Below are 11,187 nucleotides of genomic sequence, written 5' to 3' on the forward strand. Positions count from 1 at the left end.
GGGACTATCTTTCTATTTTGAATTCTTCAACATATTTTATGAAATTTTTTAGATCTGTTTCATAATTTTCTGTATCTATAAGATAATTGTCTTTTTTTATCTCTTCTATTATCAAAGTATTAATTTTCTGATGATAGTGGATAGCATCTGAATAGTTATCTAAATGTGTTGTTAAAGCAGGATTGTTTTGAAAGTCATAAATTTTTACATTTTGATATCTGCTTGTTTTTTGCGATATATATCTTTTTAGTTCTAATATATCTTCAATAACTTCATAGTCAAGCCAATCTTTGAATTCTAAGACCGAATAGGGCGGATAAAACAAAACAAAATTTACATTGCTATAATGTTCAAATAAAGATAAGTAATTTGAATTGAATGATTTTTTTAGTATTTCTAGTTTGTAACTTCCGTTTGTTAATTCAAATTTTTTTAATTTTTGATTGCTATCTTTCCTCCAGTGTTCTACTGCTTTTTTCTTGCTAAAATCATCTTCTTTTTCATGCTGCCATTGATACATGGTTTCATATTGAAGTTTTGGATTATTTTTGTTTTTTTGATTTTCTCTTAAAAATTTAAAAGATGTTCTTGCTGTGTCTAGTGATAATAAATATTTAGCACTGTTTAAAAAATTTGATTTATATAGATAAAGAGGTGGAGGTATTGTTGTTCTATGTTCATTACCGCTCATAGAAAATATATCAAGACTTATTAGAACATCACCGATATTTTGGTTTTCGCTTAACGCTAAATTTAGTATTAAATTGATCTCCTTGGCAGTTGCCCCACTCATTGGTAACTTGATAGGATTTTTGATAATGTTGGCTAAGTCGGAAATTAAAAAATTTTCTGTTACAGAACTTCCTGTTGATATTGAGTTATAAGTCCAGTTTTTTGCAAGGCCTGGATTTAAGTGTCTTTCATCTCTAAAAAATACATTGTAAAACCCGGCTTTTCTGTATTGTTGCAAAGGGTCTATAATGAAATTGAAAATTCCAATAATAAAAAGCAATAAAGCAGGAATGCTTATTGAAAGATATATCCATTTCTTAGAGCTCATTGTTATCCTTTAGAACTTAAAGTATATAAACTCTGTTATTCTATTAAAAGATAGAAGTGAATAGACAAGTAAAACAATAGTAAATAAAAGAGTTTTTTTGTTGATTTTAAAATTACGAAGTAGTTCTATACTATTCTTGCAACTTAATATCATAATTATCCCTGCTAGTACCCATATACTATTAGTTCTATTATCTTTAATAAACTGAAATAAAACATCTCCAAAGAACATAGCGTTTAAAATATTTATCGCATCATCCCACTCTTTTGCTCTAAAAAATATCCATGCGATATTAACAAAGTTAAATGTAATAAACCATGAAATAGCTTTATTTATTTTGATGTTTAGACCGCTCCAAAACCTATGAACGACAAGCGCAACTCCATGTAAAAATCCCCAAAAAATAAAAGTCCATCCCGCCCCATGCCAAAAACCTCCTATTAAAAAAGTTGCAAGAAGATTGACATAGGTTCTAAAAGCTCCTTTTTTGTTGCCACCTAGAGGTATGTAGACATAATCTCTTAAAAAACGACTTAGCGTTATGTGCCATCTTCGCCAAAAGTCTTGTATATTAGTTGCCTTGTATGGGGAGTTGAAATTTATAGGTAGTTTGATATTAAAAATAAGGGCAAGACCAATTGCCATGTCACAGTATCCGCTAAAGTCAAAATATAGCTGAAATGTATAACTTAATGAAGTCGTCCATCCCTCAAAAAGACTTAACATTTCGCTGTTTTCAAACCCTTTATTTGCCCATATTGCAAATTTATCTGCAATGATTACTTTTTTAAAAAGCCCTATGGAAAATATAAAAACTCCACTTGCAATATTTTTTTGGTTTTTTATCTTGTTTTTTATATTTGCAAATTGTGGCATCATCTCTTTATGATGCACTATAGGACCTGCTATAAGTTGTGGGAAAAAGCTAACGAAAAGAGCGTAATTTAAAGGATCTTTATCTATTATTTCGCCTTTGTAGCTGTCTATTAAATATGAAATCTGTTGAAATGTAAAAAAAGATATAGCTAACGGAAGCGTTAGATAAAGCAAATCGAATTCTTTGTCGCTTATTTTATTGAAATTGGTTATAAAAAAATCAGCATATTTGAAGTATCCTAAAAGAGCTAAATTTAAAGCAATTCCTGTCGATAACAGAATTTTTTTATATCGATTTTTTTTAAAATTAATCCCTATCAAATAGTTAAAAAGCATACTTGCTATTATGATTGGCAAGTACGTAATATTCCACCATGAATAAAAGAATAAAGAGCTTATAACTAAATACAATTTAGCTAAAACAGTCAGTTTTTTGGCATTCAGGTAAAAATATACAAAAAATGTAAATGGCAAAAAGAAAAATATAAACTCAAATGAATTAAAAAGCATTAATTCATCTAAGCATTTTTATATTTGCTCTGGCGCGAAGTTTGTTGAAGTATTCGCTTATGACGCGCTCTTCTTCGAGTCTATATATGCTACTCATGACTTCGTTTTTTACGTCTTCAAATCTTGGCATCGTTACGCCTGATTTTGAACTAACTAAAAACATCTCAAATCCGCTTGGCGTTTGGAAAATTTGAGTAAATGAACCGTCTTTTGTCATCTCAAAAATTTGTCTTAGTTGAAGCGGAATTTGCTCGCTTTTAAGTTCTAAAATTTCGGTTTTTACGGCAGGATTTACGCTTAGTGGCGAATCTTGAATAGATTCTAAAAGCTCTCTTTGTCCTGATATATATCTTGTTGCTTTAACCTCTGCGAATTTTACGAATTGACTAGGGTTTTGCTCAAAATAGGCTCTCGCTCCCTCTTCGCTAACATTTACTTTTGCGTCTTTGAAGATGTTTTGGTAGAGCTTTTCTTGTTTGATACTCTTTGCGACATCCTCTTTAAAATCGCTATAGTTTATGCCTTGACGCGATAGTACGCTGCTAAGATCGGCTAAATTTACACCGTTTTCTTGTGCAATTTTTTGCATTCTTTCATTTATCTCAAAGCTGCTTGCGTCGATGTTTAAAGCTTTTATCTGTGCTTGCTCAAGTCTATCTTTAATCAAAAAATTTATAGCGCTTTTTTCATCTGTTTTTAAAATTTGCGAAGTTTTATAAACCTCATACATCGTTATAGGTTCGTTTTCTACTATGGCCGCCAGTCCGTTTACGAGTTGCTGCGAAAAAGCGAAATTTGCACTGAGTAAAAAAGCCAGAAAAAACATCTTTTTAGACATATAAAACCCTTATTTAAGTTTAAAGTAAATATAATTATCCGCAATTATAACATTTTAATTTTTAAGATTGATAATAAAGGCAAAATTATGATAGTTACGAGATTTGCCCCGAGTCCGACAGGGTATTTACACATAGGCGGACTTAGAACCGCGCTTTATAGCTATCTTTACGCTAGGAAAAACGGCGGGAAATTTCTACTTCGTATCGAAGATACCGACTTAAAACGCAACTCCGAAGAAGCTACCGTCGCTATAAAAGAGGCATTTGATTGGTGCGGGCTTGATTATGACGGAGAGGTTACTTATCAGTCAAAGCGCTTTGATATATATAAAGAGTATGTTAAAAAGCTGCTTGAAGAGGGCAAGGCGTATAAGGATTATATGAGCAAAGAGGAGCTTGATGAGCTTAGAGCGCAACAAGAAGCGCGCAAAGAGCGTCCTAAATATGACGGCAGATACCGCGACTTTACGGGTGTGCCGCCTGAAGGAATCGATCCTGTTATACGCATAAAAGCGCCTTTAACGGGTGAAATTTTGATAGATGACGGCATAAAAGGCGAAGTTAAATTTAGAGCCGAAGATATCTTGGATGATTTTATTATCGCCAGAAGCGACGGCACGCCTACATATAACTTTACGGTAGTTATAGATGATATACTTATGGGCGTAACTCACGTTATAAGAGGCGATGATCACCTCTCAAACACTCCAAAGCAGATCGTTTTATACGATGCGCTGGGCTTTAAGCCTCCTAAATTTTTTCACGTCGCGATGATAAACGGCGAAGACGGCAAGAAGCTAAGCAAGCGTCACGGAGCAACGGACGTGATGGAGTATAAACGCATGGGCTATCTGCCTGAAGCGCTTTTAAATTTCTTAGTGCGACTTGGCTGGAGTCATGGAGATGATGAAATTTTTAGCATGGAAGATATGCTTAAATACTTCGATCCGCACCATATAAACAAATCCTCAAGCACATATAACGCGCAAAAACTTGAGTGGCTAAACGCTCACTACATCAAAACTCTGCCTTACGATAGGCTGGCTAAGGATATGCTTGAATTTGGAGTGGATTTTAAGGCTATGCCAAAGGGTGAAATTCTACTAAATTCGCTAAGAGAGCGCTCTAAAACCTTGCTTGAGATGAGTGAAAGCGCAAAGACTATCATTAATGCGCCAAGCGTTTATGACGAAAAGGCTTTTGGCAAATTTATAACCGAGCAAAGCCTTGAAATTTTGGCTAAATTTAAAGAAATTTTAACTTATGATCTAAGCGCTGCAGGCTATGAGGAGATAACTACTAAATTTTTAGAACAAAACGGTCTGAAATTAAAAGATCTGGCTCAGGCTTTAAGAGTGAGTTTAACGGGCTCAAGCGTCTCTCCTTCGATATTTGAAGTGCTTGAAGTACTTGGAAGCGCGGAGATAAAAAAAAGAATAGAAAATATCATAAAATACAAGGAAACGAAATGACACATGTAACGAAAGAGGAGAGTTTAGCTTATCACGTTGGCGGCAAGATAGAGATCAACGTAAAAACTCCGTGCGAGAGCGCAAGGGATCTATCTATGGCTTACACTCCCGGTGTTGCAGAGCCTTGCAAGGCGATTGAGGCGGATAATGAACTTGCGTATAAATACACTAATAAAGCGAATTTAGTAGCCGTCATAACCGACGGCACGGCAGTACTTGGACTTGGCGATATAGGGGCTGTAGCAGGCAAGCCCGTCATGGAAGGCAAGTCTGTTTTGTTTAAAAAATTTGCAAACGTAGATGCCTTTGATATCGAGCTTGATGAAAAAGATCCGGATAAGATAGTTGAAATTTGCAAAGCGCTTGCTCCTACCTTTGGCGGTATAAATTTAGAAGATATCAAAGCTCCAAAATGCTTCGAGATAGAAAAGAAGCTTCAAGAAGCCGTTGATATCCCCGTAATGCATGACGATCAGCACGGAACGGCGATGATAACAAGTGCGGGTCTTATAAACGCGCTTGAAATTTCAGGCAAAGATATAGAAAAGATTAAGATCGTAGTAAGCGGCTCAGGCGCTGCGGGAGTAGCTTGCGCTAGGATGTATAGACTGCTTGGCGCTAAAAATATAGTGATGATAGACAGCAAGGGCGTAGTGCATGATGAAAGAGACGATCTGACCGCCGAAAAGCAAGAATTTGCGATAAAAACAAGCGATAGAACTATGGCTGATGCGGTTAAGGGCGCTGATATGTTTTTAGGTCTTAGTAAGCCGGGAGTGCTTACAAAAGATATGGTAAAAAGCATGAATCCAGAGCCTATTATATTTGCTCTTGCAAACCCGACGCCTGAAATTTTCCCCGAAGAAGTTCTTGAAGTAAGAAGCGATGTCATGATGGGAACGGGCAGGAGCGATTATCCAAATCAAGTAAATAACGTGCTTGGCTTTCCTTTTATATTCCGCGGAGCGCTTGACGTAAGAGCCAGAAAGATAACGGAAAATATGAAAATGGCGGCTGCCCGCGCTTTAGCCGACTTGGCAAAAGAGCCTGTACCTGAGGAGGTTTGTAGAGCTTCAGGCGAAGATGAGTTAAAATTCGGTAAGGATTACATCATACCAAAGCCTTTTGATAAGCGTGTTTTAACGGCCGTTGCTCCTGCCGTTGCAAAAGCCGCTATCAAAGACGGCGTGGCAAGAGTTGAGAATTTCGATATAAACGCTTATACGACTAGACTTGCAAAGGGTATAGTATGAAAAACGTTAAGCTCATCTCTCATCCGCTCATAGAGCATAAGCTGGCCATTTTAAGAGATATATCGACAGAGCCGTTTCAATTTCGAATGCTTGTGGATGAGATAAGCCACTTGATGATATTTGAGGCTACCAGAGATCTTGGTTTGCGTGAAGTTAGCGTCAAAACCCCCGTTGCCGATACGACGGCTAAAAAGCTAGCCGATAAAATCATGATATGCCCGATCTTGCGCGCCGCTCTTGGTATGCTTGATAGTGTTTTTACGCTGATTCCTGATGCAAGCGTGGGCTTTTTGGGCTTTCAGCGAAATGAAGAGACGGCTGAGGCTGAGTTTTTTTACGCTAAACTTCCAAAGGACGCCAAAGATCGCGTTGCTATAATCATAGATCCGATGTTTGCTACGGGCGGTACGGCTATAGATGCGGTCAAATTTTTAAGAAAAAACGGCGTTAAGCATATCAAATTTATCTCTATCATAGCAGCTCCCGAGGGGCTAAAAAGATTTAGTGAAATTTATCCTGATGTTGAGGTTTTTACCGCGGCGATAGACGAGAAACTTGACGAGAGAAATTATATAGTTCCGGGTCTTGGCGACGCGGGAGATAGAGTGTTTAACACACTATAAGCAGATATTTTCGTGAAATTTAATGAATTTATAAAAAGGAATAAAATGAGAAATTTTCTAGCCTGTTTACTTTTATCTGTTTTTATTGCAGGTTGTGCTGCTTCTAGCGCGACAAAATCTAGTGCCAAAGTCGAAGAAAGGCAGTTTTCAAGCGTATTTTACGCGGTTAAACTAACAAGCAGCGACGGCTGGCAGACCGCAACTATGGAAGATAGCGACGGAGATGTTTATGAACTTAAGAAGAAAGATACTCCTAAGGGGTTGTTTTTAGTGGCTGATAATAAAAGAGTAAACATCCATATCAAGGGGCAAAATGCTTTGCTTCAAAACAGTATGGGCGAATTTTTCGTACTTGAAGAAGCGAAGTAATCAGTAGCATTTTTTGGGTTAAATTTATCTGGTTTATATAGCTAATTTAAAGCCGTTAGTAAAGATATTGTGGATATAATTAATCTAAATTTATATGTTAAAAACGGATAAATTAAATACACCTGAAAGGAATAGTAATGAAAACCGTTGTCATTATGTCACATCCGGATTATCAAAATTCAAGAATGAATAAGGCTCTTTTTGAGGCTGCAAAAACTATCAATGATGTTACCGTAAGACACTTAGAAGCTATCTACGGATATGATACAAAGGCTTTTAACGTAAAAGAGGAGCAAAAAATTTTAGAAAGTGCCGATAGGATAGTCTTTCAGTTTCCGATGTTTTGGCTTGCGACTCCTGCTATGCTAAAAGCTTATATAGATGAAATTTTTACTTACGGCTGGGCGTATGGAAGCACGGGAAATAAGCTTGCAGGCAAAGAGCTTCAGATAGTGGTTAGCTTAGGAAGCGCAGAGGCTGCCTATTCAAAAGAGGGCAGTATCAAGCATACCGTTAGCGAAGTGCTTTTGCCTCTACAGATCACGGCTGATTATTGCGGGATGATATTTAATAGAATTTTTATAAACGGCGGCTCGTTCAGTGCAAATGACGATGATATAAAAGAGTGCGTCGAAAAATACGTAAAACTACTTCAAAACGAGCCTATAGAGGAGTAAATTTCAGGAGGTTTCTCCTGAAATTTTGAAGGAAATTTGTGATCTTTGGCAAGATTGATTATCTGAATTTACTTCCTTTTCACATATATCTTAAGCGCTCACCACTTCAAAGCTACACCAAAAAAACGATTGAATTTAAAAAGGGAGTTCCAAGTCGCTTAAATAAAAATTTACGCGCTCGCAGAGTCGATGCCGCAGTCGTTTCTAGCATAGAGAGCTATCAAAAAAGATATAAAAAGCTTAATTTCGGCATAGTCGCAAAACGCGATGTAAAAAGCGTTCTGGTACGCAAAAATTCTCTTCCAAAGAGCGATCCGGCGTCCGCATCTTCAAATTTGCTTGCTAAAATTTTAGATGTCAAAGGCGAGGTTATCATAGGCGATAGGGCCCTTAAAGCTTATATTAGCGAAGGCGGCGAGCGGTTTTACGACTTAGCCGGGCTGTGGCATGAGCGGACAAATTTACCTTTTGTATTTGGCAGATTTTCATGCACGAAAAATTTCAGTAGATACAAAAGGCTAACCAAGAAATTCTTAAACCAAAAAATCAAAATTCCAAACTACATACTAGCGACATATGCTAAAAGCAGAGGTATCGGCAAAGAAGATATAAAATGGTACCTTGAGTTTATCAGCTACAAGATAGAGCCTAAAGAGCGAAAATCGCTTAGAATATTTTTTAAAGAGGCAAGACTTTTAAAATCTCGTTCAAAACAGCCCAAAATGTAAAATTTAAAGCGCAAGTGATTCGTGGTGTGCGAGATATTTAAATTTGGGCTTTGCAAGGCTTGAGTTTGGCTTGTATTAAATAACAATTTAAATTTCAGTAGAGCTAAATTTGGCTCAAACTACTGAGTTGTTAATTTCTCTAAAAGCAACATAATAAATTTATCGCTAAATAAAATTAAAATTTACAAAATCTCTTTTTAAGATAAATTATTGATATTAAAGCTTATGCGAACTTCTACTAGAGCGAATTTTTATAAGCTTTTGAAGTGATGAATTTTAAGCGGATAGCTTAAAATTCATTTTGTATAACGGGAGTAAATTCTTCCCAGTGAAGCTTGGTTTTTGCCGTAGGCATCTTGCTTTGAAACGGCTCTTTTTTCATCGAAGCCACCGCTACGCTATCGCCGATAGGTTTAGCAGGCGCCTCAATAGAAAGTATCGTACGCTCAATCTGCATAAAAATTTCTATTATCTGAGCGTAGGCTTTAAAGAAATTTGAATTTTTGTGATTATGCAAAAGCAAGGCAAATTCATCTACAAAATTATTTATAACCCCTGAAAATAGCTTGTCGCTGATGTTTTTTGCGCCGCTAAATTCATCGTTTAAAAAAGTTGACATCGCCAAAAACACAAAACCGATGAAGTCCTCACTATCTTTGCAGTTTTGCACATCCCGTCTATACGGGCTTAGCTTAAGGCACTCTATCACTCTAAGCCTTGCTGCGCCGTCATCACGACCCTCTTCGTAAAACGAGGCGTTTAGCGGGATATTTGAGTAAGCAAAGTCAAAAAGCACGTCGTTTTGCTCACGCAAAAACGTTTCAAAATCAAATTTCTTAAGATGAGCAAACGCCTCGTCCGATTGCTCGGAGATCGGTGTTGAAGCTAGATACTCAAGCTTTTGTAGCCACTTTTCAAATTTTGATTTATCAGTATTAAAAAACAGCGGAAAGGCTAAAAATTCGTAAAAATATGAGCGCGCTTTGGTGATATTGTTATCCATTGAAAATATCCTTTTGCATCATCTCGATTTGCGCTTGTACCATCACTTTGGCTTTGCAATCCGCACAGCAGTAAAGCGTCTTATGCTTTATCGGATCGGAGGCGAATTTCGGACCCATTATAGAGGCGATTTTCTCAACGGCTTTTTTAGTCGCAAACTCTTTGCCGCACTCTATGCAGGCAAAAAGCTCGTCGCGTGCAAGCTCGTTATATACGAAATATTCCGGTTTTAGCTCTATCTCTCCTCGTTTAAGTACTATGGTGTCTTTTTCGGCGCAGCTTACCTCGCAGTATCCGCAGTTGGTGCATATGCTCGGGTTAAACATTATGGAATTCGTCTTGGTGTCCGCAACGAGAGCGCTTACGTTACATGCGCCCACGCAGCTTAAGCAAAGCGTACATGTGTCGCGGTTTATCTCAACCGTGCCGTAGCTTATGTTCTCACCCGTTTTTACTACTCCTAAATTTTCATCTCCGACAAGCCACTCAAGTCGTTTGCCAAAAATTTCTCTTTTTGGCATTGCGTATTCGGCAACCGAATGCTGTGAGCCTTCTATTAGAGTCGCTTTGCTAAGAGCGTCTTTAAGCTCTTTTTCATTCATGGCGACATAGACCGCTTTGCGGGCGAATTTGATCTCATAAATTTGATTTACTATGTCAATGGCGTCTTTTGAGCCGCGACTTACGAAATCGGTATAAAATATCACGCTTGCTCCGCTTTCTTGCAAAAGCGTCATGAAGTGCGCCTCATGTAGCCATTTTTCGCCTTCTATGGCAAAAGGAAGCACGCCCGCAGGCAAATTCAGACTTAAATTGGCTAGATCCATTTTCTTAGGCACGATCAGCGCGATTTTGCCTTTATACATCTTTGCTATTTCTGCAAACGCAACACGCGGAGTATATGAGTAATCAAGCGCACCGCTAGGGCATACGCTGATACAGCCGCCACATCCAAGACAGTCTATGTGAGAAAATACAAGATGTTTTGTCGCATCCTCTTTTAAAATCGCAACCGTAGGGCAGACATCCGCACATCTTCCGCAAATTTCTTGTCTGCGCTCATGGTATTGACAAATGGTAGAATCATAAAAAATATGGGTTTTGTATTTGAATTTCGGGCTTTTTTCAAGCATAAAATTTAGCACGTTCTCATCGCTCATGCCCGCTATCTCGTAGCAGCCGCTTTGCTTAAGCATATAATCTCTTGCGTTTTCAACAAGCAAGAAATCGCAATCAACTTCAAACTCATCATTTTCTCTTAGCATTATCACGCTTAATTCGCCTGCCGCACCATATACGAATTTCATCTCAAAGTGCGTTATTTCAATAACCTTAAATCCGTTTTCTTTTAAAATTTCAGCCAAATTTTCGCATCCTGTGTTGCTTACGATGACGACGTTTTTGCCGACTTCTTTTTCATGCTCGACATCTCTTGCAAGATCAAATCCGTGAGCTCTTGCTTCGTATAATAAAAGCGTGTTTTTGGCTTTGTCAAGTACGCTATCGCTACTGTTTTTGAGATAAAAATTTATCTCAGGGGCTATGATATCAGCCTTTAATTTATCCGAATTTGAGATCAGATACTCGCCTTCTTTTGCTATTTCAATCTGCTCGTTTAGCATCAAAGAGTCGTCAAAATCGTTGTAAAAGCCAAATTCTTTCATTAATATTCTCCATTATCAAAAACTACTGCATTTTAATACTTATGTCATTAATGAGTACTGAATTTAAAAATCTATTTTTAATATATAAGCTAAAATCTCTTGCAAAATTTATGA

11 protein-coding genes are annotated in these 11,187 nt (G+C 37.3%); 6 read left to right on the plus strand and 5 right to left on the minus strand.

The annotated features are described in order from the left end of the window. Window positions 1-4: 4 nt before the first annotated feature. From ACHJH3_RS00285 to ACHJH3_RS00295, 3 genes are read right to left on the minus strand one after another with little or no spacing between them, the layout of a single operon-like run. Window positions 5-1,060 (minus strand): hypothetical protein, encoded by a 1,056-nt coding sequence (locus tag ACHJH3_RS00285; protein WP_407063107.1) that lies wholly within the window; start codon window positions 1,058-1,060, stop codon window positions 5-7. Between the two features lie 9 nt (window positions 1,061-1,069). After that, window positions 1,070-2,446, minus strand: coding sequence for an MBOAT family O-acyltransferase (locus ACHJH3_RS00290; protein WP_407063108.1), 1,377 nt, complete (start codon window positions 2,444-2,446; stop codon window positions 1,070-1,072). Between the two features lie 4 nt (window positions 2,447-2,450). Next, window positions 2,451-3,284 (minus strand): peptidyl-prolyl cis-trans isomerase, encoded by an 834-nt coding sequence (locus tag ACHJH3_RS00295; protein ID WP_407063109.1) that lies wholly within the window; start codon window positions 3,282-3,284, stop codon window positions 2,451-2,453. Between the two features lie 87 nt (window positions 3,285-3,371). Here ACHJH3_RS00295 and gltX point away from each other — a divergent pair, with 87 nt between their 5' ends. The 6 genes from gltX to ACHJH3_RS00325 all read left to right on the plus strand — a co-directional run bounded on the left by gltX (window position 3,372) and on the right by ACHJH3_RS00325 (window position 8,407). After that, window positions 3,372-4,757 (plus strand): glutamate--tRNA ligase, encoded by a 1,386-nt coding sequence (gene gltX / locus ACHJH3_RS00300; RefSeq protein ID WP_407063110.1) that lies wholly within the window; start codon window positions 3,372-3,374, stop codon window positions 4,755-4,757. Beyond that, window positions 4,754-6,010: a malic enzyme-like NAD(P)-binding protein gene (locus tag ACHJH3_RS00305; protein ID WP_407063111.1), complete on the plus strand. Its 1,257-nt coding sequence runs from the start codon at window positions 4,754-4,756 to the stop codon at window positions 6,008-6,010. Before gltX ends, ACHJH3_RS00305 begins: the two co-directional genes overlap by 4 nt. Further along, entirely contained in the window at window positions 6,007-6,633 is a 627-nt protein-coding gene (gene upp / locus ACHJH3_RS00310; RefSeq protein ID WP_169941122.1) for a uracil phosphoribosyltransferase, read from the plus strand. Before ACHJH3_RS00305 ends, upp begins: the two co-directional genes overlap by 4 nt. Window positions 6,634-6,678: 45 nt before the next feature. Next, the gene (locus ACHJH3_RS00315; protein ID WP_407063112.1) at window positions 6,679-7,002 is read left to right on the plus strand and encodes a hypothetical protein; all 324 of its coding nucleotides are present in this window, start codon (window positions 6,679-6,681) and stop codon (window positions 7,000-7,002) included. A 137-nt stretch (window positions 7,003-7,139) separates the two neighbouring features. Further along, window positions 7,140-7,679 carry an NAD(P)H-dependent oxidoreductase gene (locus ACHJH3_RS00320; RefSeq protein ID WP_172198298.1) on the plus strand — a complete coding sequence of 180 codons (540 nt, stop codon included), beginning with the start codon at window positions 7,140-7,142 and terminating at the stop codon, window positions 7,677-7,679. 38 nt (window positions 7,680-7,717) lie between these two features. Continuing rightward, window positions 7,718-8,407, plus strand: a complete 690-nt coding sequence (locus ACHJH3_RS00325; protein WP_407063113.1) for an MqnA/MqnD/SBP family protein — start codon at window positions 7,718-7,720, stop codon at window positions 8,405-8,407. 289 nt (window positions 8,408-8,696) lie between these two features. On the opposite strand, the gene ACHJH3_RS00330 is transcribed toward ACHJH3_RS00325, so the two are convergent. Both ACHJH3_RS00330 and ACHJH3_RS00335 read right to left on the minus strand, forming a co-directional pair. Then, window positions 8,697-9,410, minus strand: a complete 714-nt coding sequence (locus ACHJH3_RS00330) for a TorD/DmsD family molecular chaperone (RefSeq protein ID WP_407063114.1) — start codon at window positions 9,408-9,410, stop codon at window positions 8,697-8,699. Continuing rightward, the gene (locus tag ACHJH3_RS00335; RefSeq protein WP_407063115.1) at window positions 9,403-11,073 is read right to left on the minus strand and encodes a 4Fe-4S dicluster domain-containing protein; all 1,671 of its coding nucleotides are present in this window, start codon (window positions 11,071-11,073) and stop codon (window positions 9,403-9,405) included. Before ACHJH3_RS00335 ends, ACHJH3_RS00330 begins: the two co-directional genes overlap by 8 nt. Window positions 11,074-11,187: the final 114 nt, after the last annotated feature.

The organism is Campylobacter canis, from assembly GCF_045504005.1.
GTDB classification, from domain to species: domain Bacteria; phylum Campylobacterota; class Campylobacteria; order Campylobacterales; family Campylobacteraceae; genus Campylobacter_A; species Campylobacter_A canis.

Excerpts from the sequence above, each read along its gene's own strand:
- ACHJH3_RS00285 (WP_407063107.1), bottom strand. The coding sequence starts at position 1,060 with ATGAGCTCTAAGAAATGGATATATCTTTCAATAAGCATTCCTGCTTTA.
- ACHJH3_RS00290 (WP_407063108.1), bottom strand. The coding sequence starts at position 2,446 with ATGCTTTTTAATTCATTTGAGTTTATATTTTTCTTTTTGCCATTTACA.
- ACHJH3_RS00295 (WP_407063109.1), bottom strand. The coding sequence starts at position 3,284 with ATGTCTAAAAAGATGTTTTTTCTGGCTTTTTTACTCAGTGCAAATTTC.
- gltX (WP_407063110.1), top strand. The coding sequence starts at position 3,372 with ATGATAGTTACGAGATTTGCCCCGAGTCCGACAGGGTATTTACACATA.
- ACHJH3_RS00305 (WP_407063111.1), top strand. The coding sequence starts at position 4,754 with ATGACACATGTAACGAAAGAGGAGAGTTTAGCTTATCACGTTGGCGGC.
- upp (WP_169941122.1), top strand. The coding sequence starts at position 6,007 with ATGAAAAACGTTAAGCTCATCTCTCATCCGCTCATAGAGCATAAGCTG.
- ACHJH3_RS00315 (WP_407063112.1), top strand. The coding sequence starts at position 6,679 with ATGAGAAATTTTCTAGCCTGTTTACTTTTATCTGTTTTTATTGCAGGT.
- ACHJH3_RS00320 (WP_172198298.1), top strand. The coding sequence starts at position 7,140 with ATGAAAACCGTTGTCATTATGTCACATCCGGATTATCAAAATTCAAGA.
- ACHJH3_RS00330 (WP_407063114.1), bottom strand. The coding sequence starts at position 9,410 with ATGGATAACAATATCACCAAAGCGCGCTCATATTTTTACGAATTTTTA.
- ACHJH3_RS00335 (WP_407063115.1), bottom strand. The coding sequence starts at position 11,073 with ATGAAAGAATTTGGCTTTTACAACGATTTTGACGACTCTTTGATGCTA.